General features: G+C 61.1%; 30 protein-coding genes. 14 read left to right on the top strand and 16 right to left on the bottom strand.

The window, feature by feature from the left end:
* Positions 1-243: 243 nt before the first annotated feature.
* The 13 genes from V4T21_RS18765 to V4T21_RS18705 all read right to left on the bottom strand — a co-directional run bounded on the left by V4T21_RS18765 (position 244) and on the right by V4T21_RS18705 (position 10,417).
* On the bottom strand, positions 244-456 hold the full coding sequence (locus tag V4T21_RS18765) for a hypothetical protein (RefSeq protein ID WP_332719797.1): 213 nt from the start codon (positions 454-456) through the stop codon (positions 244-246).
* A gap of 6 nt (positions 457-462) precedes the next feature.
* Positions 463-1,107 (bottom strand): AAA family ATPase, encoded by a 645-nt coding sequence (locus tag V4T21_RS18760; protein WP_332719794.1) that lies wholly within the window; start codon positions 1,105-1,107, stop codon positions 463-465.
* 160 nt (positions 1,108-1,267) lie between these two features.
* Positions 1,268-1,507, bottom strand: coding sequence for a hypothetical protein (locus V4T21_RS18755; RefSeq protein ID WP_332719792.1), 240 nt, complete (start codon positions 1,505-1,507; stop codon positions 1,268-1,270).
* A complete protein-coding gene (locus V4T21_RS18750; RefSeq protein WP_332719790.1) occupies positions 1,504-2,109 on the bottom strand; it encodes a hypothetical protein in 606 nt (201 codons plus the stop codon). Before V4T21_RS18750 ends, V4T21_RS18755 begins: the two co-directional genes overlap by 4 nt.
* Complete coding sequence (locus tag V4T21_RS18745) at positions 2,093-2,356, bottom strand: hypothetical protein (protein WP_332719788.1); 264 nt, start codon at positions 2,354-2,356, stop codon at positions 2,093-2,095. Before V4T21_RS18745 ends, V4T21_RS18750 begins: the two co-directional genes overlap by 17 nt.
* Positions 2,356-4,317 (bottom strand): AAA family ATPase, encoded by a 1,962-nt coding sequence (locus V4T21_RS18740; protein WP_332719786.1) that lies wholly within the window; start codon positions 4,315-4,317, stop codon positions 2,356-2,358. The genes V4T21_RS18745 and V4T21_RS18740 overlap by 1 nt, the downstream gene beginning before the upstream one ends.
* A 78-nt stretch (positions 4,318-4,395) precedes the next feature.
* Complete coding sequence (locus V4T21_RS18735; protein WP_332719785.1) at positions 4,396-5,610, bottom strand: DUF4357 domain-containing protein; 1,215 nt, start codon at positions 5,608-5,610, stop codon at positions 4,396-4,398.
* 578 nt (positions 5,611-6,188) lie between these two features.
* Complete coding sequence (locus tag V4T21_RS18730; RefSeq protein ID WP_332719782.1) at positions 6,189-7,937, bottom strand: SulP family inorganic anion transporter; 1,749 nt, start codon at positions 7,935-7,937, stop codon at positions 6,189-6,191.
* Positions 7,938-7,946: 9 nt separating this feature from the next.
* A complete protein-coding gene (locus V4T21_RS18725; RefSeq protein ID WP_332719780.1) occupies positions 7,947-8,273 on the bottom strand; it encodes a protein tyrosine phosphatase family protein in 327 nt (108 codons plus the stop codon).
* Positions 8,274-8,284: 11 nt separating this feature from the next.
* Entirely contained in the window at positions 8,285-8,728 is a 444-nt protein-coding gene (locus V4T21_RS18720) for a DUF6691 family protein (protein WP_332719778.1), read from the bottom strand.
* Entirely contained in the window at positions 8,728-9,159 is a 432-nt protein-coding gene (locus V4T21_RS18715; RefSeq protein ID WP_332719776.1) for a YeeE/YedE family protein, read from the bottom strand. Before V4T21_RS18715 ends, V4T21_RS18720 begins: the two co-directional genes overlap by 1 nt.
* 60 nt (positions 9,160-9,219) lie before the next feature.
* Positions 9,220-9,534, bottom strand: a complete 315-nt coding sequence (locus tag V4T21_RS18710; RefSeq protein ID WP_332719774.1) for an ArsR/SmtB family transcription factor — start codon at positions 9,532-9,534, stop codon at positions 9,220-9,222.
* A gap of 4 nt (positions 9,535-9,538) precedes the next feature.
* Positions 9,539-10,417, bottom strand: a complete 879-nt coding sequence (locus tag V4T21_RS18705; RefSeq protein ID WP_332719772.1) for an MBL fold metallo-hydrolase — start codon at positions 10,415-10,417, stop codon at positions 9,539-9,541.
* A 330-nt stretch (positions 10,418-10,747) separates the two neighbouring features.
* On the opposite strand from V4T21_RS18705, the gene V4T21_RS18700 reads away from it, so the two are divergent.
* From V4T21_RS18700 to sorU, 5 genes are all read left to right on the top strand, one after another.
* Entirely contained in the window at positions 10,748-11,152 is a 405-nt protein-coding gene (locus V4T21_RS18700; RefSeq protein WP_440589678.1) for a hypothetical protein, read from the top strand.
* A gap of 112 nt (positions 11,153-11,264) precedes the next feature.
* Complete coding sequence (locus tag V4T21_RS18695) at positions 11,265-11,789, top strand: RNA polymerase sigma factor (RefSeq protein WP_332719770.1); 525 nt, start codon at positions 11,265-11,267, stop codon at positions 11,787-11,789.
* Position 11,790: 1 nt separating this feature from the next.
* Entirely contained in the window at positions 11,791-12,525 is a 735-nt protein-coding gene (locus V4T21_RS18690; RefSeq protein ID WP_332719768.1) for an anti-sigma factor family protein, read from the top strand.
* Positions 12,526-12,620: 95 nt separating this feature from the next.
* Complete coding sequence (gene sorT / locus V4T21_RS18685; RefSeq protein ID WP_332719766.1) at positions 12,621-13,805, top strand: SorT family sulfite dehydrogenase catalytic subunit; 1,185 nt, start codon at positions 12,621-12,623, stop codon at positions 13,803-13,805.
* A 21-nt stretch (positions 13,806-13,826) separates the two neighbouring features.
* Positions 13,827-14,201, top strand: a complete 375-nt coding sequence (sorU, locus tag V4T21_RS18680) for a SorU family sulfite dehydrogenase c-type cytochrome subunit (RefSeq protein ID WP_332719763.1) — start codon at positions 13,827-13,829, stop codon at positions 14,199-14,201.
* Between the two features lie 46 nt (positions 14,202-14,247).
* On the opposite strand, the gene V4T21_RS18675 is transcribed toward sorU, so the two are convergent.
* Both V4T21_RS18675 and V4T21_RS18670 read right to left on the bottom strand, forming a co-directional pair.
* Positions 14,248-14,850: an SAM-dependent methyltransferase gene (locus tag V4T21_RS18675; protein ID WP_332719761.1), complete on the bottom strand. Its 603-nt coding sequence runs from the start codon at positions 14,848-14,850 to the stop codon at positions 14,248-14,250.
* 73 nt (positions 14,851-14,923) lie between these two features.
* On the bottom strand, positions 14,924-15,571 hold the full coding sequence (locus V4T21_RS18670; RefSeq protein ID WP_332719760.1) for a DsbA family protein: 648 nt from the start codon (positions 15,569-15,571) through the stop codon (positions 14,924-14,926).
* A 111-nt stretch (positions 15,572-15,682) separates the two neighbouring features.
* Here V4T21_RS18670 and V4T21_RS18665 point away from each other — a divergent pair, with 111 nt between their 5' ends.
* The 6 genes from V4T21_RS18665 (at position 15,683) to V4T21_RS18640 (ending at position 22,194) form a co-directional block, all read left to right on the top strand.
* The gene (locus V4T21_RS18665; protein WP_332719756.1) at positions 15,683-16,345 is read left to right on the top strand and encodes a response regulator; all 663 of its coding nucleotides are present in this window, start codon (positions 15,683-15,685) and stop codon (positions 16,343-16,345) included.
* A complete protein-coding gene (locus V4T21_RS18660; protein ID WP_332719754.1) occupies positions 16,342-17,688 on the top strand; it encodes an ATP-binding protein in 1,347 nt (448 codons plus the stop codon). Before V4T21_RS18665 ends, V4T21_RS18660 begins: the two co-directional genes overlap by 4 nt.
* A 48-nt stretch (positions 17,689-17,736) precedes the next feature.
* Entirely contained in the window at positions 17,737-19,500 is a 1,764-nt protein-coding gene (gene dsbD / locus V4T21_RS18655; protein WP_332719749.1) for a protein-disulfide reductase DsbD, read from the top strand.
* Entirely contained in the window at positions 19,500-20,294 is a 795-nt protein-coding gene (locus V4T21_RS18650) for a prolipoprotein diacylglyceryl transferase family protein (RefSeq protein WP_332719747.1), read from the top strand. The genes dsbD and V4T21_RS18650 overlap by 1 nt, the downstream gene beginning before the upstream one ends.
* 115 nt (positions 20,295-20,409) lie before the next feature.
* Entirely contained in the window at positions 20,410-21,102 is a 693-nt protein-coding gene (locus tag V4T21_RS18645) for a L,D-transpeptidase (RefSeq protein ID WP_332719745.1), read from the top strand.
* A 459-nt stretch (positions 21,103-21,561) separates the two neighbouring features.
* A complete protein-coding gene (locus V4T21_RS18640; RefSeq protein ID WP_332719799.1) occupies positions 21,562-22,194 on the top strand; it encodes a tyrosine-type recombinase/integrase in 633 nt (210 codons plus the stop codon).
* Positions 22,195-22,285: 91 nt separating this feature from the next.
* Here V4T21_RS18640 and V4T21_RS18635 read toward each other — a convergent pair whose 3' ends face one another.
* The gene (locus V4T21_RS18635; RefSeq protein ID WP_332719743.1) at positions 22,286-23,248 is read right to left on the bottom strand and encodes a LysR substrate-binding domain-containing protein; all 963 of its coding nucleotides are present in this window, start codon (positions 23,246-23,248) and stop codon (positions 22,286-22,288) included.
* 107 nt (positions 23,249-23,355) lie between these two features.
* Between V4T21_RS18635 and V4T21_RS18630 the strand changes: the two genes are divergently transcribed.
* Genes V4T21_RS18630 through V4T21_RS18620 form a run of 3 tightly spaced genes read left to right on the top strand, consistent with a single transcriptional unit; the run spans position 23,356 to position 25,694 of the window.
* Positions 23,356-24,552, top strand: coding sequence for an MFS transporter (locus V4T21_RS18630; RefSeq protein ID WP_332719741.1), 1,197 nt, complete (start codon positions 23,356-23,358; stop codon positions 24,550-24,552).
* A gap of 28 nt (positions 24,553-24,580) precedes the next feature.
* The gene (locus tag V4T21_RS18625) at positions 24,581-25,183 is read left to right on the top strand and encodes an NADPH-dependent FMN reductase (protein ID WP_332719739.1); all 603 of its coding nucleotides are present in this window, start codon (positions 24,581-24,583) and stop codon (positions 25,181-25,183) included.
* Between the two features lie 49 nt (positions 25,184-25,232).
* Entirely contained in the window at positions 25,233-25,694 is a 462-nt protein-coding gene (locus tag V4T21_RS18620) for a hypothetical protein (RefSeq protein ID WP_332719737.1), read from the top strand.
* Positions 25,695-25,904 lie beyond the last annotated feature (210 nt).

Raw genomic sequence — 25,904 nt, 5'->3', positions numbered from 1 at the left:
ACCGGAAATCCGTCGATGACCACCCTTCAGCTACACCACCAGTTGGGACACGACCTGCGAGCAGTACCCTACACTTTGCCGCAGTCCGTCTGCTTTGAGGAAGCTGCAGCGAGGGGCTGAGCGACCGGAATGGGGGCGCGTTGCGGACGGTGCGAGGTCACCTTCGCTCACCTCCCCGCTGTATTGCTAGCAAGCTGCAATGATCGGAAGCTAGCAAGACAGCAAGATAGCGCGCGATCGGGACTACGAGTCCGCCTGCAGCTTGGCGAGGAGGTCGCCCACGGCCTCATCGAGAAGGCCCTGCAGGTTGGTACGACGGTCGAGCGCGAGGCGGTGCAGCATGTCGCGCCTTTCGCGGGACAGCCGGTAACAGATCTGAGCGCGTGCTTCGGTCTCTTCTACCAAGTCAGGCGCGATCGCGGTCGCGCGGAGGGGCGATTTCGGCGACGTGTTCATCGGCAATTACCTCTTCCACTTGCAAATGGCCGACCACAGGCGTTCGTAGTCGGTACGGGCCGGGGCATCGGCGGACAGGTCGGCAATGGTCATGCCGCGATGGATCAACTCCGGGTAGGCGAGGCGGTGGGTGATCTGGTGACGCCAAAGAGTCGCGCCCGCGGATTTGAGGCGCTCGCGCGCGATACGGACAGCAGGGGACTCCATATCAAGGCGCAGAGGTGGCGCGGCGGTGAGCGCGACCAATGGCGTTGTATGGGCGTTCTTCAGGACGTGCACCCACTCCAGAGCCAAAGAGATATCGAAGAGAAACGGACGGGCGCAGATCAGCGACATACCGGCCCTCTCGGCAATGGCGGTGGAGCCGCTGTAGCGGGCCGGTGGATTATCGATAAGCACCACGTCGTAGCGTGTTTTGGCCCGATCCAGCAGCGCCCCAACCGCGCCAACTTCGGTGCTATGCACAGCAAAGGGAGGGTTGGTGCTCACCGCATGCCATTCGCTGGCCGAACGCTGCGGGTCAACGTCGAGGACTATGGCGCGGCGGCCCTCGGCGGCCGCCAGGCTCGCCAGGGCAAGTGCAGTCGATGTTTTGCCCGAACCGCCCTTACCCCAGAGCGCGAGGACAATGGAACTAATGCTTTTGGTCATGGTCATCCTTTCCTCGGCAATGTCGGAGGAAACCTGGCAAGGAACAAATGCTGACCCACCGGCATGCGGGCTTGCTATCAATCGAGCATGCTCGCCTGATAGCTATGTGGCTCGTTTCCGATCCCCGGACCGCGTCGATAGGAGTGGCGGATGGCTTCGTTCATCCTTGCAGTTCATCGGCGGCCAGGATTGCCGCAGTGGTGATGCAGCCGTCCTGAAGCAGGGGATCGCCGCTGATGAAGCCGACCAGGCGGAACAATCCGCCGGGCAGGGGCTGGACGGCCCAGCCAGTCAGGAGCGGTGCGTCGGCCAGTTCCGCCGCGCCGGGTACAAACCCGGCCTTGATGCGCTCCGCCTCACGCAACCCGGCCGCGATGGTTTCCTGGGACAAGATACTCATGACCACCTCCGGCGCTTGTGGTCCGGACAGCGCGTGCTCCACCAGCGATTCCAGCTCTGCAGCGATCCGGGGGCGCCACAGGCTTCGCAGACATGCCCGGAAAGATGTTCTGCAGCGGCGATGATCGCATCACCGGTTTCAGGCAGGTCGCCAGACCAGTAAAATCGCAATGTCGCGTATTTCTCCTTGACCTGATCCGTCTGCCAGGAGTGCTGTGGCGCGATCTCGTCGAGCCAGGTGAAGACGGTATCGAGGAGATCGGTCCATCCCGGCCAGCACTCGAATCCAGCCGTGGCCCGCTTGTGCTTTTGATGCAGCGCCTGAAGATCTGCCTTTGTTGGCGGCATGGCCAGCGGGGTGAGGGGTGCAGACCGGTGCCAACGCAGGCGCTGCATGCGTACGACCAGTTCGGTGAGCGTTTCGCGGCGGAATGGCGGCGTGCGGTAATAGGTGGTGCCGCCGATCTCGCTGGCCGGCACACCGGGCGTGATGTGCAGGGTCAGGGTTTCGGGCGAAGAGCCGGCAATAGCCAGCGTCGGCAGTGCCGGATCGCCATCGAGCGCGGCTTCGATCAGGGAGCGAGTTTCAGCGGCGATGGTCACGGTCGGCCTCGTGGAGCACGTCTTCAATGGCGGCCAGTGCGATCGCGATCAGAGCGGATTCGATCAGCGCCAGCCAGGGGCGGTTCCGGCCAATGGCGAGGGCGGCGCGGATATTGGAGATCGTCGGACGCTGGTCACAGGCGACAAGCGCCTCGCGCTCGGGCCCCTGCGGCAGGGTGCGCATGCACAGGGTCATCGCATAGTCCCAGGCGTGCGCAGCGATGCGGATATGATCGGCCTTCTGCATCAGATCCTCCCGGTCACGGAGACGCGGTCTTCGGTGTCATCGTCGACCTTGTCAGGCTTTTCGGCCGTGTGGGCGGCATCGAAGATCTCGGCCAGCCTGGCCCCGGTAATGACGCGCTCGACCAGCAGGATTCCGGCCAGGCGGAGGATGTCATCCCGGCGCCGGCTGACGATTGTGACGGCCCGGTCGTGGAGCCGGTCGAGCTCGACCGTCATTGCCGCCCATAACGAGGCCCCATTGGTCCAGTGGCGCGGGTCGGTGTTCTGGACCGTCGTCAGGGGGCCATAAAGACCCAGCTCGAGCATGGCGCTGCGCAATACCATATTGGCGATCTCGATATCCGACTCGGCGCCGCTATTGGCGCCAATGCCCAGGCTGATGTCGGCGGCGCGCCCAGCTAGCACCATGGTGACAAAATCCTCGACATCGCCCCGGGTGAGCAACCCATCATTGATCCTGGGCTTTACCCAGCCTCCCATGGCGCCAGAGCCGAGGATGGACACTTCCAGGATCGGCAGGTTCAGTGCATGAGCCACCACGGCATGACCTGCTTCATGGATGGCGATGCTCCGGTCGGTCTCCGGCGACCGTCCGTCGGGCGGGGCAATCAGAACCATGAGATCGGCCAGTTCGAGCGGGCGATCCTCGGCTTCGGCCGCGGCGATGGCCGATTGGCTCCAGCTTTCGATCTGCGCGGGCGTCGCCTCCACGGACAGCCGTGCCAGCGTCGCAATGCCGCCTTGGTCGAGCCTGTCTCCGACATAGGCCGCAAACATACCGCACCGCTCATCGAGGTCCGGGAGCAGGACAGGCACTTTGCGTTCCAGCCGACCCGGACGAACCAGCGCCTTATCCAGCCGGCTGTAGTGGTTGGTGGCCCCGATCAGCATGATCGGCCTATCGGCCTTGCGCAACCGGTCGATTTCGGTCAGCAGGAAGGTCACGACGGGAACCCACCACGATGCCCGGTCTGCATCGAGCGTCGCCCGGTCGGGAATGGAGTCGATCTCATCGAGCAGCCCGACCACCGGACCGTCGGCACTGGCGACTTCGTCCAAGAAGATGCGCGCGGCACGGATGACATCACCCAGATGGCCGTCGGAGCTGGCAAACCAGGCGCCCACCGAAGTTGCAGTGAACTGCCAGCCCGCGGAAACAGCAAGGGCCTCGGCAATGGTCGTCTTGCCGGTGCCGGGCGGTCCGGCAAGGCAGGCAAAGCGCAGTGCCGAGGGGGTCAGACTCCCCTCGGCGACCTTTTGCATGATGCCCAGCGTCTCATGCGCCCAGACGGCAACCGGCCTCGTGAGCGCCAGCCGCTCGAGGGGAACGCCGCGACTGTGCTCGGCCGGTTTGTTGCGATGACCGGCGATGCGGCGCAGATTGAGGATGCAGTCCCGCGAGGACAGGCCCGGCCGGATGGCAACGGTCAGGTCGTGAAGGGAAAGACCCTCGACATCGGTCCGCAGCAGACCGCGGACGGTGCGGCCGGTGACCATTCGGATGGTCTTGCGGATAATGGCAAGGTCCGGGCCCGGCACCGCGATAATGGCATCGGCGCCTGCGAGAGCTTCGGGGACAAGCACGCGCTCGGGATCATGCGAGATGAGGATGACGCTGCGGCCCCTTTCGAGCAGGTCGAGTTCGGCGCGCCCCTGCGGCTCGTATCGGCCACCGGATTTCTGCCGTTCGGCATAGGCCGCGACCATCGTCGAACGGTCCTGGCCGGATAGATAACGTTCGAGTAGTCCAGCCGAGGTCTCGTCGGCCGTTTTGATCACGATGAGGCGGGGCCGGGTTTTCAACAAGCGCTTGAGCGCAGGCGTGAGCGCGGCCTCGACCATGCATTGGGCCAAGGCGTCGCTGGTCCGCTCGGCCAGCGGTGGAGGCGTGTCGTCCGCGATATGGGGTTCGTCGTCGGTCTCGGTATCAGGTGAAGGGGTACGCAGGGAAGAAATGGGCATGTGCCGTCTCCAGGCGGCGGCCAGGGCCGCGCCATTGGTGAGATGAAGGAAGGCGAATGAAGCGAGGGAAGAGCTGCGCTAGCGCGCCGGTGCGGTGAGGCCGGTATCGATGGGCTGCCAGCCGCCGCGTCCCTGGCCCTTGCTGCCCACCGTAAAATGCATGGCGGCAGAGGCCGAGGAAAAGACCATGTCGCGGGTCAGCACGTAGGAGGTCCCGTCATGGGCCAGCTCCAGAATGCCGGCATGGTGCCAGGCAGCCCGCAAATAGCTTGCCGAGGCCGTGGCGCTGGCCACGCTATCGAGCCGGATGTCGGAGCCGCGCAACAATACCCATTCATCATCGGCCCGGCGGCAGGCGAGGGCCGTATGGTTCTTGCCGAAGGCAAGTTCCATCACCTCGCCCGCCGGCGCCTCGTTGAAGGCGCGCAAGGGCGCCAGCCGCCCCTCTTCCGCACGCGGGCCGGCCAGCACCATGCGCGGGCTGATATTGACGAAAAGATAACCCTCGCGCGCCAGGGCATGACACATCGTGGCCGCAAGCAGGTTGAGTTCCTCGAAACGTTCGGGGGTAACTGCCGCACCGTCCGGCGTGCCATTGACCAGCGTCACTTCCCGCGCCGCAGACAAGCGTCCATGGATGATCCGTTCGAGCACCAGGGCATCGGCCTCGCTCAATCCGTCATGGGCGTCGGTAATGGTAATGATCGCATCGATATCCGCGATCGGCTGTGTGCCGGTGGCGACGCGGCGGCCCACCTCGGAGCCCATGCCGACATAGGCCTGCGCACCGGAGAGCAATATGTAAACGCCGGGACGCTGCAGGACCTCGGCGCGGCCCAATGCACGGCGTCCACTGCCCGGGCTGACGACCACGCTCGGATGCATGGTGGTGACACATAGGGAAACAGAACCGTCGGGCAGGCCGCTGGTGATGGGCAGTACACCCCCCGGTGCAGAGGGCGTCGGGTCATCGTCTGGATCGCTCGGCGCCATGCGGGTGAGCATAGTGTGCTGGTCCAGCACGCCGGAGCGGATATCGGCTTCGACGATTCCCGCAGAGATCAGCACCTGGATCGCGCCGGCCGGATCGGCGTGACCATCCAGCGCGGCCATGACGTCGCCGACGCTGGCCGAGCCGGTCTCGTCGATGGTGGCCAGGATCAGGACCTGGTCGGTCGGGCTAACCAGGTCGTGCTGCACCAGTCCGGACGCCATGGCGATCGGGCTGGTCGTAACGGAAAGAAAATTGGGCTTGTTCGACGCCGCAGCGCCGCTAGAAGAAGGACAGGTCATGTATGCCTCTGGTGACTCAGGGGTTATGTGGCTCAGGCTGACGGGAGTGTTGGAAGCACTTCCGTCGGCCGCCTTTTGGAAGAAGGCGACTTGCCGGCCAGCCAAGCCGGAATCGGCCTGACACAGCCAAGATGCGGATCCGTTTGCCCAAAACAAGGATCCGGGGCAACGCCATCGATCGCGTGGTTAACGTCTCGTGACGTGGCTGTTGGAATCCTTCGCTCCTCCGCCATCGGGGCTGACCTCGCAGAAACCCCAAGCGAGCGCCCAAATCTGCGCCGGTTGTCCGACGAAAAAGCGACCCGTAGAAGCGCCTTACTCGATCGTCGCACGATTCTGCAGGGCTTCTCCATATGACGCTGGGCGACCTCATCTCCAAGCTGCAGGTGGGTCAGTAGTCCAGATAGCGAATTATCTTGCTGTCTTGCTAGCTTGCGATCATTTCGGCTTGCTAGCAAAACAACGTGGAGGCGAGTGAAGGTGGCCTCACGCTGTCCGCTACGCGCCCCAAATTCGGTCGTTCCCTGTCTTTTTGCGGCACACCGGAAGCGGACACCGAGTGAACCGCACTGCAGCGCTCAGGACGACGTCGAGGGTGAGGTGCCGGGACGATTACCGGAACGCATTGTGCTCAGGATGTCGATAGCCTGATGCTGGGACAGAAATACTCGCCCCGTCAGATGCTCGAGAAAGTCCGAGCGCTTGAGGCGGTCCATCACCGGGCCCTTAATCTCGGTGAGATGCAAGGTGATACCCAGATCCTTGAGCCGCTCATTGATGGCTTCGAGACTTTCGAGCGCCGACATGTCGATTGCGTTCACCGCCGGGCACATCAGGATGACATGGCGGATCTCGGGGTGGGCTGCGACCTGGTCGTAGACCAGATCTTCAAGAAACCGTGCATTGGCAAAATAGAGGCTCTCATCGACGCGCAAAGAGATGATGTCGGGCCGCGTTTCCACGTCATGGCGCAAGATGTTGCGAAAGTGCTCAGTGCCCGGAACACGGCCCACGACGGCGGTGTGGGGTTTTGAGGTGCGATACAGAAAGATCAGGATCGAGGCGGCGACGCCGAGCGAAATGCCCATCTCGACACCGAGAATCAGGGTGACGAACAGGGTGGTGGCCACAGCAGTGAAGTCGGCCTTCGAATAGGCAAACGTCTTTCTCAGGATCGAGAAATCGACCAGCGTCAAAACGGCGACGACGATCGTTGCCGCGAGCGTCGCTTTTGGCAACAGGGCCAAAAAGGGTGTGAGCAAAAGTGTGGCGACGCCGATGCCGATGGCGGTAAATATGCCTGCGGCAGGGGTCGCGGCACCCGCATCGTGGTTGACCACCGACCGCGCGAACCCGCCTGTCACCGGATAGCCCGAGCCAAGACCAGCAAAGATGTTGGCCGCACCAAGTCCCACCAACTCCTGATCGGGATCGATACGCTCGCGCTTTTTGGCGGCAAGCGTTTGAGCGACCGAGATCGACTCCACAAATCCCACGATCGAAATGATGAAGGCCGGACCGATCAATGCGGCCAGAAGGTCGAGAGATACGCTGGGGACTGAAAGCAGCGGGATGCCCGGAGGCACCTGGCCGACGAGGGCCACGCCTTTGCTGCCAAGATTGAATGTGGCCGAGGCTGCAATAGCACCCAGAACGACCGCCACTGGCGCAGCACGGACGAGGAACGTTGCAAGCCCGGCGCTCACCCCCCAGCCCGTCAGCCGCTTTTTCATATCCAGCCGAACCCAGCCAAGAACGACCAGCGAGGTCAAACCCACGGCAAGCGTATAGAAATTGACGCTGCCCAGATTTGCCCAAATCGAAGACAACAGGTCCGGCATGGCGTGGCCGGAGCTTGCGATGCCCAGCAGCCCGCCGAGCTGACTTGTGGCGATGATCAATCCAGAGGCTGTGATAAATCCCGAAATTACGGGATGAGAGAGGAAGTTGGCGACAAAACCGAGCCGAAACAGCCCCATGAGCGTCAGCATACCGCCCGATATCAGCGCCAGAACAATAGCGGCGCTGGCGTAGTCTGCCGTCCCCTCGGCAGCCACGCGCCCCACGGCAGCCGCCGTCATCAGCGAGACGACCGCGACGGGACCGACGGCCAAAGACGTTGAAGACCCGAAGATCGCATAGCCGATGAGCGGCAGGATTGAAGCGTAAAGTCCCACCTCCGGCGGCAAACCCGCCAGCAGGGCATAGGCCAGAGACTGCGGGATCAGCATGATCGTGACGATCACCGCAGCGGTAAAGTCGCGACCAAACTGGCTTTTCGAGTAGCGTCTGCCCCAATTCAGAATGGGGACGTATTTGGAGATCATTGTCCCGGCCTAGCGGTTCAGAGTTGCGTAAAGGCTGCCGGCACGCGCGCCCGACTTGCAATAGCCGAGTACGGGGCCGTCCATTTCGGCCATCGCCTGTTCGAAGCGAATGATCTGCCCTTCGCCCAGCATGCCGGAAACGGGAATATGCGCGGCCTTGAGCCCCACCTTTTCCGCCGCAGCGGAAATTTCGGCGAAATTGGGCTGTCCGGGCTCTTCGTTATCGGGGCGGGCGCAGACGATGCCGACAAACCCCTGGGCCTTCAGCGTCTCGATATCATGGGGCACAATCTGGCCCGTTGTCGAAAAGCTGTCGTCGATCTTTTTGATGTTCATTGAAGTATCCTTCAGGCGTTCTGAGTGGTGGAGCGGCTGGCCATGGCATTGCGTGCCAGACGGGCCAAAACGATGCCGGCGACCATGGCCGCGACAAAGATCATTGCATCGGGTTCGCCTAACCCCAGCGCGGGTATCGAGCCGCCGGGGCAAAAGCCGGAGATGCCCCAGCCGATGCCGAAAACCGCAGAGCCAGCGAGCAGCGGAGTGTCGATATCCTTGCGGGTGGGAAGGTGAAACGCCTTGTCAAAAACGGGCGCCGGGCGTTTGAGAACGAAGAAATAGCCAATGGCTGTAACGATGAGCGCACCGCCCATCACGAAGGCCAGAGACGGGTCCCAGGTGCCCGCAAAATCGAAGAAGTTGAGCACCTTGGCCGGGTTGGCCATGCCCGACACCGCGATGCCGGTGCCAAAGATCAACCCGATGAGGCCGGCAAAGAGAATTTTTTGCATCACAGCACTCCCAGGACGTGACGAACGATGAAAACGGTTGCTGCGGTCGTCGCCATAAAGGTCAGCGTCGCGACGACAGAGCGGACGGACAAGCGTGCCATCCCACAGACGCCATGGCCCGAGGTGCAACCACCGCCAAAAGTGACGCCGATGCCAACGATCAGGCCGCCAGCGACGAGCCATTCGACAGGCATGGGGCTGTGAAAGCCGATGACGTCGCCACCGGCAAAAGCCACGATAAGGGCTGGAGCAATGATGGCGCCAGCCAGGAACGCCGCACGCCAGGCCCAGTCCGACCCAAGAGGTGGAATGACGCCGGCAAGAATGCCGGTCATGCCCGCAATACGACCGTGAAATGCCATCAGTAGCACGGCAGCGAGCCCGATCAGGGAGCCGCCGAAAAGGGAAGCCAGAGGTGTGAATTCAGTCATCAGAACTGCCTTCTGAAGGTTGACTATTTTTTTTGATGCACGCCTTCGCCGCGATGGGCGTCAGGCACAAAACAGGTCATACATTGTCGAAATGAAACGCTCGACCCGCGGGTCGGCCAGCGAATAGAAGACCTGCTTGCCCTCCTTGCGCCCGACGATGAGTTCGGCGGCGCGCAGTTCGGCCAATTGCTGGGACAGGCCGGGCTGGCGCAATTCAAGAGCGTCTTCGAGATCGCGGACACTGCGTTCGCCATCGACCAGCGCACAGCAGATCAGCAGCCTGTCGCGGTTTGCGAGTTTTTTGAGGAAGGCCGACGCATCGCCGGCCTTTTCCTTGATGGCGATGGCTTCCTTGGAAAGTTCTGCAACGCTCATGTCGTCACCATCTCGCGCCATCCAGCGCGTCGAGCGGGATCTTTAAGAACCGCTTGCCGTTGGATTCGGGCTCGGGGAGTCGTCCCGCATTAGTGTTGATCTGCAGGGCGTGCAGGATCAGCTTGGGCATGGGCAGGGTCTTGTCGCGCGCATCACGCACCGCCACGAACTCCGCTTCGGTTTTGCACTTGGAGATATGGGTGTTGGTTGCCCTCTGTTCGGCGACGGAGGATTCCCATTTCGGCTCGCGGCCGCCCGGCTGATAATCGTGGCCTGTAAAAATCCGCGTTTCATCGGGGAGCGCGAGGATGTCCTGAATCGATTTCCAGAGCGCCTTGGAACTGCCGCCGGGGAAGTCGGCGCGAGCTGTGCCACTATCGGGCATGAAGAGGGTATCGTGAACGAAGGCTGCATCGCCAATCACATAGGTGATCGAGGCCAGCGTATGGCCGGGCGAAAACATCACATGAGCGTCGATATTGCCCACCTTGAAGGTCTCTCCATGGGCAAACAGCTTGTCCCACTGGCTGCCATCGGCCCGGAAGTCGGGCCAATTGTAGATGCCCTTCCAGAGCTTTTGGACCTCGGTGACCTTCTCGCCGATTGCCGTTGGCGCGCCAGTTTTGTCCTTGAGATACTGAGCGGCCGAAAAATGGTCGGCGTGCGGATGGGTGTCGAGGATCCACTGAACCTCGTATCCCTTGTCTTTGATGAAGGCCAAAATCTTGTCGGCTTCGATCGTATTGGTCGCGCCGGACTTTTCGTCATAGTCGAGCACTGGGTCGACGATAGCGCATTTGCCGGTTTCAGGGTCGGCGACCACATACTGGATCGACCAGGTGCGTAGTTCGAAAAAGCCGGTCACTTCGGGTATGGCAGTCATTTGATGCAATCCTCGGTCTCAATTTCGCGCGGCATCGCGCTGCGTTGAAGCCTAGATATAGTCGATTGCATTTTTTTGCAATAGTTATTTCGATAATATTTTTGCTCGAGCGGGAGCTGCTACGGCACGGAGAATGTGCGTATGAGAAACCTAGTCGCGCAAACCACTCAAAAAGACTGACGGGGACGGCAAGACGGAAACACGGAACACGGAAACACGGAAACACGGAAACAGTGGAGCGCACGTTCGACATGATTCGTGTCGTCCCTCCACACACAGCGCCCGGTTTCATCAAGGTCAGCCCGCTGGCTGCCAAAACCGGCTGGGTTTTTGCGTATCAATCCACCCAAAGACATACCAAATACGACAATGTCTATTCGTTGGCAGCGTCATGAACGCGCACCCAACGCCAAGACGGCGGCTGCGGCAGGCAAGCAAACTCTAGTGGTCGCAGAAAACCTCTTGGCCGATCTCGGCAAGGGCGACAGACGCCAGCGCGCAATATACGATGGATATGGCTCATGCCCGCTTACAGTGGAGGAGGGCAAGATCGTCCTGGCCGAGTTCGGGTATGGCGGCAAGCGCATTCCAAGCTTCCCCAAATGGCTCATCAATGATCTCAAACCGTCTCGGTTGGCTTGGTTCTTAAAGGAACGGTTGTTGCCGCCAATTTACTGGAGCGCCATGCTCAAGGGCCGTGAACCGATGGCAAAGCCCAAACACGAACAACGCTAGGCTCAGCATGTTGAGGAATATCTTCTCCGGTAAATTGTCTCGCGCTCCGAACCGCGATTGATTACCGTGGTGTGGGGCCGGGAGGATAAGCGGCCGAGGAAGGTAGGGAGGCGTGTCGGGCGATCGGTTCGAACAACGACTTGATCCCGTGCGCGAGCGTTTGATGCGCTACGCGTTTGCGTTGACGCGCGACAGGGACGAGGCGCGGGATCTGTTTCAGGAGACGGTCGTCCGAGCGATGTCCGCCCCCGAAATTCCGGTGCCCGAGCCTGCGTTTCGTGCCTGGCTCTTCAAGATCGTGCGCAATTTGTGGATTGACCGCACCAGAACGCATGCGCGACGAAGCCATCTCAATGAGCGCTTCGCCGGCAGCCATGGACCGGAGGCCGGTGAAGCAACCACCGAGCGGCACTACGAGGTCCGAGAAGCCTTTTCCTGTTTGACTATCGCGCATCAGGAAGTCCTGGCTCTTGTTGATATTGCTGGGTTTAGCTACGAGGAAACCGGCGAACTTTTGTCGATCCCCAAGGGCACAGTCATGAGCCGCGTCGCACGCGCACGTCAGGCCATGTTCCAATTGTTATCCAGCGAAGCGGTCATTCCGTTGTCGCGCCAGAGAGGTCGTTGTGAGCGCTGACTTGGCATTCGATTTTGAGACGCTGAGCGCGTATGTCGATGATGAACTTGATGAGGGCACGCGCAACCAGGTCGAGGCGGCCTTGACGCGCGACCCGGCACTTTCTCATCAGGTCGACGCGATCCGCGCCCTCAAGAGCGATGTTGCCCGTATGCGCGGCGATGGAATGCCGAACAAACGCCGCCTCCGAAACGCACGTCCCTTGCCCTACGGGCCGGCGATTGCGGCGGCGCTGGCTGTCATGGTGGTATCGGCGCTTCTGGCATTCGCATGGCTCGAGACGACTCGCTCTCCGAACATCGATGTCGCCTCTCAAATGGTGGCCGCCCATGATGGCTTTGTCGCAACCGAGACGCCCAACCCCGTAGTGCCGGCGCACGTCCGCGAGGCCGAGGTGTTTCGTCAAGCGGGCCTACGGCTTGTCGTAGACGAGACAATGACATTGGCAGCCGATAACACCCTCCGCCATCGCGGATATGTCGGGCCGCAGGGTTGCCGGGTCAGCGTCTTTTCACTTCCGGCCGATGCAACGGAGACAGCAGAAAAACTTGCTGTCCATCCCGACTTGCTTTCGGCCCACTGGATTGCCGGCGCGGATTTGTCAGTCGTAGTGGCACGTTCGATGGATCGGGTGCGCTTTGAGGCCATCACATCGAGCCTGCGGCGTATCTCCGATCCCGAGTTTGCGCCCACAATCGCCAGGGTCGACATCCCGCGCACGACCTGCTCCGCGTAGGCTGCAAATAATTATCGCGGAGAGGGAATAGAATCCAGAGCCGGCACGTCTCTTCACTGATGGCGCAATCAAGCGCATTGGAGGGAGGACCGGACATGGAAAAAATTGATCTTCGCCGTCGCCATCTGCTGGCGGGCACTGCGGGCGCCGCTGCACTTGTGGCGTCGGGGGTGCGGGTGTCGGCTCAGGAGGCGGATGCCGGACCATTGCCTGAATATGTGGAGTTCAAAGACGCGGACGCGCTCATCATCCACTCCAACAACACTATCGAGACCAAGCGCGACGTCTTCGGCGTTCAGCCAATCACCAGCGAGCATCAGCTTTACGTCCGCAACAACGTCACGCCACCCGATGAAAGCATCGTGGCCGATCGTGACGCTTGGGAGGTTTCGATCGAGGGTGTCGCCAACCCGGGCTCGGTAACGGTGGGCGATCTCAAAAGAATGGGTGTAGAAACCGTCGCCATGGTGCTTCAGTGCTCGGGCAATGGCAGAGCCTTTTTTGAGCATGAGACGAGCGGCACCCAGTGGCAGACCGGCGCTGCCGGTTGCGTCATGTGGACCGGCGTACCGCTCCGTACGGTTGTGGAAAACATGGGTGGCATCGTCGATGGTGCTCAGTTCGTCACCGGGACCGGCGGCGAAGAAATTCCTGAGGGTCTCAACGAATCCGACGTGATCGTCGAACGCTCGGTGCCACTCGATGCCTTGGACAACATCCTTCTGGCTTGGGACATGAATGGGGAGCCGATTTCGCTGGCGCATGGCGGGCCACTTCGGATGATCGTTCCTGGCTTCACCGGGGTCAACAACGTTAAATACATCAAGCGCGTGGCGATGACCGAGGTGGAGACCGACGCCTTGATCCAGCGCCAGCGCTATCGTCTCGTTCCGCTCGGTGAAAGCGGTTCACCGGAATACCCCTCGGTCTGGCAGATGGAAGTCAAATCCTGGATCACCGGTCCACTCGAAGCCGCGGCCTCGGGCATGCACCAGATCACGGGCCTCGCTTTCGGCGGGGTAAATGCAGTCGATAGCGTCGAAGTATCCCTCGATGACGGTGAGACATGGGAGGCCGCAGAGTTCGTGGGCCCCGACCTCGGCCGGTACGCGTGGCGCCCCTTCGTGCTTGCGAAAGATCTGGCGCCGGGCAGCTACCGGATCGTCAGCCGAGCCACCGACAGCGAAGGCAATCAGCAGCCTGAGGCGCCTGAACCCAACCAGTCCGGATACAACCACAATGGCTGGCGCGCTCCGGGCGTTGACGTCACGATCAGCTAAGATGAAAGAAAGACAATAAAAATGATCCATTCCCTGTCGCGCCTCGGTGTGTTTACGGCAATCGCATTTGCATTTGCCGCACCAGCCGCGTTCGCCCAAACCGATGATGAAATGCTCGAGCTTGGCCGTGAGGTATTTCTCGAGCGTGCGGAGCCGGCCTGTGGTCTTTGCCACACGCTGGCGGATGCGGAGACCGAAGGCGGCATCGGGCCGATCCTCGATGATCTGCAGCCGAGTATCGATCAGGTGCGTCTTGCCGTAACGCTGGGGGTGGGCCCTATGCAGCCCTATACCGCGCTCTCGGAGGAAGAAATCGAGGCCCTGGCATTCTATGTTGCCACGGCAACTGGGGGGACTGTCTCAGAACTGGAAGATGACGCCGAAGCGGTCGAATAGGCAACACGCGATTCCCGATTGGAAGGGCCGCTCGGGCGGCCCTTTTTTATTCTGGTTTGCGCGCGACGAGATCGATGAGGGCTGACATTCCGGCATGCCCTGTGCCCTCGGAAATCGGGCTGTCGTGAACGGTGAGGGCGAGGATATCGAGATCGGCGAAAGCGTTGCGGATGAGGTCTTCGGTATAGAGATTTTCGACCATCGGCGGACCGCCTGTCCCATAAGCAAGCTGCTCGGGGCGGTAGCCCTGCATCAGCAGTGTGCCGCCGGGCGTCAGCGTCCTGATCATGCCTCTGAACATCGCATCGCGCAGAGCAGGCCCTGCAAACTGAATGAAGATGGCCACAACGAGGTCGAACGCTTCGGCGGGCCAATCATAATTGACGATGTCGACGTGCTGGGTTTCCAGCGAGACGCCGCGGCGACTGGCGAGGTCTTGCGCCTTTCTCAAGGCGACCGATGAGCTGTCTATGGCCGTGACGGCAAGGCCCTGTTCGGCCAGCCACACACCATTCCGGCCCTCGCCATCGGCTACGGCGAGAGCGCGCCTGTGCCCTTTGACACAGTCAATGTGGCTCGCCAGAAAGGCGTTCGGTGCTTCGCCGAAAACATAGTCCGCGCGATCGTATCGACGGTCCCACTCACTCATTTTCGGCTCTTTTCGTTCAGCCTGCGCAGAGGATGTTGTCGCCCATCGGGCCCGCATTCGTAAAGCGGTGCAATCAGACGCCGAGTTCTGTGCGGGCCGCTGCCACGGCTTCGCGGAACTGGTCGAGATCGAGGGCGCCGTTGATGAAATAGGGGCCAATGAAATAGGCGGGCGTTCCCGTAATCCCGACTTGTTCAGCTTCGGCAAGGTTGCGGCGCAATTGGTCGAGCAACGCGTCGCCGTCGCCTTCGAGCGTTGCGTCGACGGCATCCATATCGACCGGCGAGGCCAAAAGCGCCTCACGCATCTGCTCTGCGGGAATACGCATGCCCTCGATACCCATCAGGGCATCATGGGCATCAAGATACTGCCCGTTGCGATGCGCGGCAAGCGCGGCCTGACCGCCATAGACAGACGCTGCTGTCAGGATTGGCCAGTCCTTGTACATGACCTTGAGTTTGGGATCGCTTTCGCGCAGGGCCTTGAGATGGGGGGCGCTGCGTTTGCAGAAGGGGCAATTGTAGTCGAGAAACGCCACCATTGTAACGTTTGTGTCCGGGCCGCCGAAAGTGGGCGTGTCCGGTGTCCCGAAAAGTTCATCGAGATCGGGCGGCAGTTGGGTATCCTGCGCGAAGCCTGGAATGGCATAGGCTGTCATAGCTGCGGCCGGGGCGAGAAGCGCAAGGCGATGGATGTCGCGACGTGTCATTTGCTTGGGCATAGGCAATCCTGTCATGTGCTAATGTCGCGACGCTCGGCGCGCCACCTTAAGCCAGCCTTAAGGCTGTCATTGTGCAAGCAGATCGATACCGCACCGAACAGGAGCTACGCCGTGCGCATTCTGGTGGTCGAAGACGATGCCATCCTCAATGACGGTCTCTTGACTGGGCTGAGACTTGCCGGCTTTTCGGTTGAAGGCGCGACCACGCTGGATGAGGCACGCGCTGCCCTGGCCGCAGGCCGTTTCTCGGCCGTCGTGCTCGACATCATGCTGCCCGATGGGTCAGGCATCGATCTTTTAAGGGAGTTGCGCGCCCGAGACGACAACCAGGCGGTCCTGCTTCTTACCGCGCGAGACACTGTATCAGATAGAATTTCGGGGCTCGATGCGGGCGCAGACGACTATCTGGGCAAACCCTTCGATCTTGATGAACTTTCTGCGCGCCTGCGGGCTCTTGTGCGCCGCTCCAATGGGCGCGCCAGCGCGTGTCTGGTCTGGGAGGCCATCACGCTCGATCCGGCCACCATGCAGGTCGAGGTCAAAGAGCAACCCGTCGCGCTTTCGCGTCGCGAGTTTTCGGTTCTTCACGCGCTCATGCAATCGCCCGAGATCATTCAGTCCAAATCCCAGCTCGAAGAAAAGCTCTATGGCTGGCAGGAGGACGTGGACAGCAACACCATTGAGGTGCACATCCACTACCTGCGACAAAAGATCGGCCGATGCGCCATCGAGACGATCAGGGGGTTGGGGTATCGCATGGGGCGATGCCCATGACCTCGATCCGGGGGCGCCTGGTTATCATCCTGATGGTCGCAACGAGCGTGGTCTGGCTTTCGGCCGTGGGATGGATCTATTTCAGCACGCGCGCCGAAGTCGAGCGCGTCCTCGACGCCCGGCTAAGCGAAGCTGGGCGCATGGTATCCTCACTCGTCTCCAGTCGCGAGATTATGGTTGCCGACGCGGCCGGTGTCGTCGACGACATGCTGCCTGCGCCATCCCATATCCCCTATGATAGACAATTGTCCTGCCAGCTCTGGTCGTTCGATGGCACCATGGTGGGGCGCTCGGACGGAGCCCCGCAAGAGGCGCTGGCCACCCACGACGACGGGTTTGCCGAAACCCAAATCGATGGCGAACGCTGGCGCGTCTTTGCCATCTCCGATGCCGAAACCGGTATCCGTGTTCTGGTCGGCGACAGCATCGCTCTGCGCGAACGGCTTGTCGGGGACGTCATCACGGGGCTGATCGTGCCGGCCGGTCTGACGCTGCCGCTGATGGCGGGTCTCATTCTGGTCGCAGTCAATCGGGGCCTTGTGCCACTCGACCGGGTTGCCGGCGATCTCGCGAGGCGACGTGCTGATGAACTCGATTCGATCGAGGACGAGGGCCCGCGTGAGGTGCGGCCCATGCTTGGCGCCCTCAACGCGCTGTTCGCCCGCGTGCGCCAGGCCCGCGAGCGCGAGCGCAATTTCACAGCCTTCGCGGCCCATGAATTGCGCACGCCCCTCACCGGTCTCAAAACCCAGGCCCAGATCGCTATTCGCAGCGAAGACCCTACCGTTCGGCAAAAGGCACTTGAACAGATCGTTTCGGGCGTCGACCGGACGTCGCGCATGGTGAGCCAGCTTCTCGCAATCGCCGCGGTCGAAGCCGCTGCCGATGCGACGGCGCCGGTCGTCAAGGACGCTGGACAGAGCCTGCGCACGCTTTTGAGCACAATGAGCCTGCCAGAGACCGTCGCGATCGCTGGCCTCGATCAGCTCGATGGCGTCGGCCTGCTCATTGCCGCCACCGACTTCGATCTCATCTTCCGCAATCTCGTGGAAAACGCCATCGCGCATTCGCCGCAAGACGGCACCATAACCTTTTCCCTCACCCGCAGCGCTGAAAATGTCGCCATCTCGGTGCTTGACGAGGGCGCCGGCATGGCCGACGACGACATCGCTCACGCCAAGGACCATTTCTTTCGAGGGCGCAACCAGACGGCACTTGGAAGCGGGCTGGGCCTGTCGATAGCCGACGCCGCAGTCAGCCGCGCCAATGGCAGTCTCGACATAGAAAACGCTCGACCCAATGGCCTACGCGTGCTCGTCACGCTTCCTTTAAGCTGCGCTTAAGTTGGCCCGCCCACAGAGCCGGCACCGATCCCATCTGGAGTGCAACTCATGGCCCTATTGCGGTTCCTTTTCGTCCTGCCAGTTCTTTTGCTCGCTACGCTCGGGCAGGCACAGGAAGCCATGCCGCTACGGGTCGACGAGGCCTTCACTCTCTCGGCAGATGCGGCGCAAGAAGGTGTCGCGCTGACCTGGCAGATTGAGGAGGGTTATTATCTCTACCGGGACCACATCGAAGTGATCGGTCCCGACGAACAGTCGATCGCACTTGACCTCCCGCATGGCGAGGTTACGGAGGACCCGACCTTCGGCACCACCGAAACCCTCTGGGATGACTTTACCACGGTCGTGCCGCTCGATGACGCCGATACCCTTTCGATCCGCTATCAGGGATGTATGGACGGCAGCATTTGCTATCCCCCGGTCAACCGCACCCTCGATGTCACGGCGATGAGCCTCTCGGATGATCTTGGCTTCGGCATGCTCGCAGGCGGGAACCAGGCATCCGCTGTCTCGCCGATCACTATCGCGCAGGATACCGGCGGCTCACTGCTTTCCCAACTGGCGGAGCAGGGCGGGGCATTCTTCGTTTTGGGCGGGTTTCTGCTCTTTGGCATCGCGCTGGCTTTCACACCATGCGTCTTTCCCATGTATCCAATCCTGGCGGGTACGCTGACGCGGGCGGGCCAGACACTTTCAACGACACAAGCCTTCCTGATTTCGCTGACCTATGTACTGGGCATGGCCATCGCTTTCGGCCTTCTCGGTTTCGCCGCAGCCTGGTCGGGCCAAAACCTGCAAATGGCGTTGCAGTCTCCCTGGGCGGTTTGGGGCGTTGCGGTCCTGTTCGTTGTGCTCGCAACCTCGATGTTCGGGGCATTTGAATTGCAATTGCCTTCGTCCTGGACGACCGCAATCACGCGACGCTCCGGTGGCGGCGGTGGTTTTGCCGGCGCGGGAATCATGGGGTTCCTTTCGGCGCTCATCGTCGGCCCTTGTGTCACTGCGCCTCTGGCCGCCGCGCTCATCTATATTGCACAGACCGGTGATGCAATTCTGGGAGCGGCGGCGCTGTTTGCCCTCGGCATGGGCAAGGGCATTCCGCTGATCATTTTCGGGACTGTGGGCGGCAAAGCGCTTCCGAGGGCTGGCGCCTGGATGGAGCGGGTCAAGCATGTCTTCGGGTTTGTCTTCATCGCAGCCGCAGTCTGGATGCTCGAGCGAGCGCTTCCCGGAGCTGTGGCGGTGGCTCTATGGGCCGCGCTTGCCGTCGCCATGGCCATATATGTCTTTTGGCTTATTCCCGCCCTGCGGTCAGGTTGGCGATTTGCCGGGGGCGCACTCGGCGCGTTGGTCCTCGCATATGGCGGTCTTCTTGGCTTCGGTGCAGCGACGGGCGCGACAAGCCCTCTCGAACCGCTCGCAGGGATCGGGCCCGCGCATTCGGGAGGTGAGACACGGACACTCACGGTTGCTGGCCTTGATGGGCTCGACGCCGCAGTCGCGAGCAGCCAAGGTCAGAATCGCATCGTCTATTTCACTGCCGATTGGTGTATTTCCTGCGCCGTGATCGAACGCGAGATCTGGGACAGTCCGGAGGCACTGGCCGGGCTCGACGATGCCGCAATCATCAAGGTCGATGTCACGGAGAACAGTCCTAACGACCAGAGGGTAATGCAGGCGCTGCAGGTATATGGCCCACCCACCCTGCTCTATGTCGACGCCAATGCTGCTGAGGTTGAAGGCACACGCCTGATCGGCGAAATCGGCATAACTGATTTCCGTGAAAAGGCCCTCGAAGCGGGAATGCTGTAATGAATGCAATTGCCCTTGGCCCGCTACTGTTTTCGGCCGAGCGTTTCGCCGCAATTGTCGGCATCTTGGCGTTCTATATCGTGATGATCGTGGCCGGACGGGTCATCAAACGTCCCCTCAGCGACCTGGCTCTGACCATGATCCTGGCCGGAGTGGCCGGGGCGCGGTTGGTGCATGTCCTCGTCCATATTGAAAGCTTCACTCCCGATCCGCTGCGCTTTTTCTACATTTGGCAGGGTGGCTTCAATATCTGGGGCGGCATCCTGGGCCTTTTGGGTGTCGCGCTCTGGAAGGCGCGCCGATTGCCGGTCTTTGCCGGCACGGCGGCTGCGGGCGTCGTCGGGTTCGGCCTGCGGGGCTTCGTCCTGCTGCTTTCCCAGCAGACGTCCGGTGCGCCGCTCCCGCGAACAGCCCTCGAAACCTTTGATGGCGAACGTATCAATCTGGCCCAGTTTCAGGGCGAACCCTTCGTCATCAATCTATGGGCGACCTGGTGCCCGCCCTGCGTTCGCGAGATGCCGATGTTTGCCCAGGCAGCACAGGACAATCCCGACATCGCATTCGCCTTCGTCAATCAGGGGGAGGGGCGATCTGAAATCGAAGAGTTTCTGACCGCTCAGGACCTCGATCTCGAACACGTCATTCTCGATCCGTACTGGTCGACCTCTGGACACTATGAGGCCCGCGGGTTGCCGACAACGCTCTTCATCGACGCCGACGGCACGATTTCGGCCACCTATCCCGGGGAAGTGTCGCCCGAACTGATGAACGAGCAACTGGCGGCATTGCAGTGAGCAAAAAACTGTCAAGATGCGGGCAGCCTTAAGCTGGGCATAAGGTAGATGACCAAACTGTCGGCGAGATCGCCAACAGCAAGAAAGTATCGCTGTGTTGAAAGACAAAGCAAGTTTGCCCAGTCGTCGCGTCTTTCTCGCGGGCGCGGCGTCGCTGGCTCTGGCCGGATGTGCGTCGACCGTTCAGCGGCCGCAGATGGCGCAACCGGTTATGCCGCCACCTCCGCCACCAACACCCCCGATGTACTACGCCATGGCCAACGAGCGGTTTCCGATCCCGGAAGTTGACGTCTCGCAGGTCGACCCCAAATGGTGGCGCACCGAAGTCGACTATCCGACAGCCGAGAGGGCTGGCACGGTGGTGGTCGATACGCCGAACCGATATCTCTATCATGTGGGCTCAGGTGGACGAGCGACCCGGTATGGTGTGGGCGTTGGCAGAGATGGGTTCTCTTGGGCCGGGCGGGGCCGGCATATTGCCTACAAGCGCGAATGGCCGCGCTGGAATCCCCCAAACGAGATGGTGGCGCGCCAGCCTGAACTTGAGCCGGTCAGTATCGCAAACGGCGGCATGGCCCCAGGGCTCGATAACCCTCTCGGCGCCCGTGCTCTCTACATTCACGAAGGCAACCGAGACACCATCTACCGCATTCACGGCAATCCGGAGTTCTGGAGCATCGGCCGGGCAGTTTCGTCAGGCTGTATCCGCATGCTCAATCAGGACGTCATCCACCTCGCCGAAAATGTTCGCGACGGAAGCCCGCTCGTCGTGATCGCCGATCCTTCGATGGAGCACCTTCTGCTTTAGGCCAATGAATTTGCATCGGCAGGCTACTAAGGGGCGCGTGTCGCCTGTGGTTCGCGCTCTGAGCGGCCGATCCGCACTATCGCATGCATCCGGCAAACCTTATGAGAACGCTCTTCATAGTTTTGACTGGTCGATGCAGGTGCGTGCGTCAGACAATCGATCACACTGTCAGTCATGTGAATGACCAATTCCGTTCTAAAGCCGCCCTTCATGTAGCGAACGAGCTTGGGCTGTCAAACCGCATCCAACATTGACCCCCAATCGGCGTGCAAATATTCCATGCCGAATGACAGCATGGGCTGCCGGAGAAGATTCGAACCGGCGCTCCATGTTTCGAACGCTCTGTGGATGTCTGCTTCATTAGCCTTGCTCTTCGGAACCGGACCAACAGCTTCCGGCCCTGCGGCTGCCGATCTCAGCGTTTCTCTTTTGGCCAAGCACGGCCAAAGGAGAACTTCGATGGGATACTCACGATATGATGCTGCAGCCCGAGGACGGGCTGCATGGAATGCTGGAAAGACTGTTGGGACCAAGCGCCCTCTAACGCAGAAGCAGATCTGGGCTATCCGCTTCTTTCTGGATCGGGAAGGCCGAGTTCGAGATCGTGCCCTGTTCGATCTTGCGATCGACAGCAAGCTTCGCGGATGTGATTTGGTGAAAGTCAAAACCGGTGACCTGGTGACAGGACCGGAAATTCGAACGCGGGCAATGGTCGTGCAACAGAAGACTGGGCGACCAGTTCAGTTTGAGCTAACGAGCGATGTGCGTACCAGCCTATTGGTGTGGCTCGAGAGACGCGGCGGCACGGTCGGTGATTACGCTTTCCCAAGTCGGATCGACCACTCGCACCACATGAGCACGCGCCAATACGCCCGACTGGTCGATGAATGGGTCACAGCGATTGGGCTTCGGTCATCGGACTATGGCACGCACTCGCTCCGCAGAACCAAAGCGGCCATGATCTACAAGGCAACCGGAAATCTGCGCGCCATTCAGATATTGCTCGGCCACACCAAGATCGAAAACACGGTGCGGTATCTCGGTGTGGACATCGAGGACGCGTTACTTCTTGCTGAACGGACCGAAATTTGAGCCTGTAGCGGTCATTCGCTCACAACGGATGACCGCTTCGTGCCGCTTGCACTATGCCCACGAAATCCGCAACGGGGTGGATAAGCGACCGTCAACTTTCGGCAGACGAGTAGAGAAAGCGGACATTCTGACTCGATTTGGTGTCGCTCAACGCCAGCCTGTGCGTAAGCCCCTTTGCAAGGTGATCGACGACAGCCCGGCCCGAGGGCAACTGGCCCCGCCGATGCGGCATGAGGATCGTCGTCGTCGTGCCGCCCGTCCTCCAGTCGGGAAGGAGCCGGACAAGCCTGCCGCCTTCGATGTGAGGCCAGCACAGCCCGTGCGGAAGGTTTGCAATCGCCGTACCCGCAAGAGCCGCATTGAGGGTCACCAGGGGATCATCCGCAAAAAGCTTCGGGATAAGCGGTATGTCGACGCCAGCGTCATCCTGCCGGCACAAGCGCCAGGTCGGGTTATGCGACGGCATGGCGTCGACGAAGATACCAAAATGGTCGCTAAGGTCTTCAGGTTCGCTTGGCATGCCATACTCGGCCAGATATGCGGGTGACGCCACAAGGTAATTGGGGGAGAAGCCCAACCTTTTTTGAACGTAATCCGAATCCGGCAGTTCGGCCCGATGAGCGCGGATCGCGATGTCGAAATTCTCCTGAACCAAATCGACATAGCGGTTGGTGGTGACCAGGCCGATTTGGATTCTGGGATAAAGCGCCGCGATCTCCGGTATCAGATCGGCGAGTGCCATCTGAACCATGGCCGCCGACGCGGTCAGGCGGACGAACCCGCGCGGTTCGCCCAATTGTTGGCGTACGGATTCCTCGGCCGCTTCCGCCTCGATCAGCGCAGCCTTGGCGTGGCGATAAAAGCCCGTCCCCGCTTCAGTGACGGCAAATTGCCGCGTCGTGCGGTGGATGAGCCGGACACCAAGATCATCCTCGAGGGCGGCGATGCGCTTGCTGATGCTCGATTTGGGAAGACCCAGCGCGCGCGCCGCGGCCGCAAAGCCCCGGTGGTCCACCACATGGACGAAGAAGAACAGGTCGTTGAGCTTCATCATCGATGTCGTCCACATATGGAAACATAGAGGCGATAAATGGCCATCTACTTCGCCATTGTTTCTATGGTTACACAGGGTGCCAAGTCAAATAGTGGCGGGCCCTCCTGATGAGCACCAAAACGGCGATCGACGTTCCTTCCCCTCCCTTGGGCCGCTCCGACGGCATCGGAAGGCTTGCTGGTCTTCTTGGCGCCAGTTGCCTCACCGCCATGGCCGCTACAGCGATCACGCCATCGCTACCGGCCATCGCCTTGGCATTCGGCGAGGTGCCCAGTGCTGAATTTCTTTCGCAGGTCGCTTTGACCCTGCCTGCGCTCGTGATCGCGTTGGCCGCCGCCCCGGTCGGAGCTCTCGTCGACCGCTTGGGAGCACGCAAGGTACTGATTGGTTCGGCGCTGCTCTTCGCCTTCGCAGGCTCAGTTGGGCTTTATGCATCGAGCCTGGCAGTGCTCCTGGTCAGCCGCGCGATCCTCGGGCTGGCCATCGCTGGCTTGAGCACCGGCACGCTGGCTCTGATCGGTGCTTTATATGCAGGCGATCGGCGGCATCATGTGGTTGGGCTTCAGGGCGCGGCGTCATCCTTTGGCGGAATGATCTTTCTTTTGCTGGGTGGGCTTCTGGCGGCGATCAGTTGGCGGCTGCCGTTCGCGACCTACCTTCTCTCTCTGTTGCTGCTGCCGCTTTTCTTGATCTTCCTGCCGAAGGGGCAAGTTGGAAGAGAAGCGGACAGCGGGGGAGCCGTATCGAGCGGTATTGTCTGGTCGCAGGTCGTACTCGCTTACGCCAGTGCCTTCGTCGGGATGATCCTGTTCTATGTGATCCCGGTTCAACTACCGTTTCATCTGGCCGCGCACGGTGTCGCCGATCCTGCCCTTGCCGGATACGCGTTGTCTCTGTGCACATTTGCAGGCGGAATTGCCGCGGCATTCTACAGCCGCATTCGGCGGCTGATGCGGTCCACATCGATCCTGGCGCTCGCATTCTCCCTGATCGCGCTGGGGCAGTTCCTCGCAGCGGGCGGTGACTACCCCTTGGTTCTGGTTGGCATGGCGCTCGCCGGATGCTCGACAGGATTGCTGCTGCCTACCGCCAATGGGCTGGTGTTGGCGTCAACGCCCGCCAGCAAACGCGGGCGGTTCGCCGGCGGCGTCGCTACAGCCCTCTTTCTCGGCCAGTTCGTCGCTCCCCTCAGTGCGGGATTAGCCAGCCTTTTGGCCGGGACCGCACTTTTCGGCACCGCCATTGGAGCGGCGTTCGTCGCCCTTTGCCTCCTTCTTGGCCGCCAACTTTTCCGGCACGGATGAAGTGCCTCACTTGGGAAGGGAAATACCTATGCAACAGCTTCGCATCGGCATCGTCATCAGCACCACGAGGGAAGGGCGTTTTGCCGACAAACCGACCCAGTGGCTGCTCCAGCATCTCGCAATGTTTCCTCAGACCAGTGCCGAAGTTCTCGATCTGAGGGATTATCCGATGCCGTTCTTCGAAGAGCAGACTTCGCCCGCCTATGCGCCGCCCAACTGCGCCGAAGCCCGCGCGTGGGCAGCGAAGGTGGCGGAGATGGACGGCTTTATTTTCGTGACGGCCGAATACAACCGGAGCATACCCGGTGTCCTCAAGAACGCGCTCGACTACGCCTATCACGAGTTCAACCGCAAGCCAGCCGCGTTCCTCGGCTATGGCGGTGTGGGCGCCGCGCGCGCGGTCGAGCAACTCCGTCTCATCTGCGTGGAGCTCCAGCTCGCTCCTCTGCGCAATGCCGTTCACATCGGGATGGAGCAATATCTGGCGGTCGCCAGCGGCGACCGGCGGCTCGAGGACTTCGATTTCCTCAATGGCAGTGCCACCTCAATGATCAGGGATCTTGTCTGGTGGATGCACGCACTCGGTACAGCGCGGCAACTTGAGGCACCCCGTCGCGGGCAGGTGGCTTAGCCGAACCGCCCGCAGCGCACCCACTTTACCCACACAAACAGGAGCGAAAATGACCCAGATCGGGAACGTACAGGCAGAAACCAACAGAAAGAACCTTACTCAGGCGTTGCAGATCGGAGCCAGCTTGCAGGTCTTCTGTATTCTCTTGCCGCTGCTGGATTTATGGATCTTCGGTGGCGTCGAACGCCACGTGCGGGCCGCCTACCCGGAATGGACACCAGATCAGGTAACCACCGACAGGAACGCCATCATCGCCTATCTCGTGGGGGTTGGATTCTTGCTGCAGCTGGGATGGTTGTTCTCATTGGCCGCAGCCCATCATGGCCGCAGGGAGCGCGCGGTCGTGACGACCGTTTTCGTCATTGCGATGTGTTGGCTCACCTTCAATGCGGGGATCGGAGGCGGCGGCTACGACAACATCATTCCACTATGGCTTGGCCTGATCCTGCTCCTCGTGCCGGCATTGCCGGGGATTACCGCGATGATGGTTGTGTGGCAGAGGAAGGGGTAACCGGCGGGTTTGAATCCTGCCACATCGGGACGCAGGACTGTCACACCTGTCGCCAGGGTATGACGGTCTTTGCGAAGAAAGGCACTACCAGTCGGAAGCTCCCGGCTGGTAGTGCCCTTTGGGACCAACCTCAAAGGCTTAGTCTGTCCAGATGGGGTCGTGTCCCAACTGGTGGTGTAGCTGAAGGGTGGTCATCGACGGATTTCCGGT

Source organism: Pelagibacterium mangrovi (genome assembly GCF_036662815.1).
Classification (GTDB): Bacteria; Pseudomonadota; Alphaproteobacteria; order Rhizobiales; family Devosiaceae; genus Pelagibacterium; species Pelagibacterium mangrovi.
The sequence above is the reverse complement of the archived record's forward strand: the minus strand, read 5'-3'. Positions and strand labels throughout refer to the sequence as shown.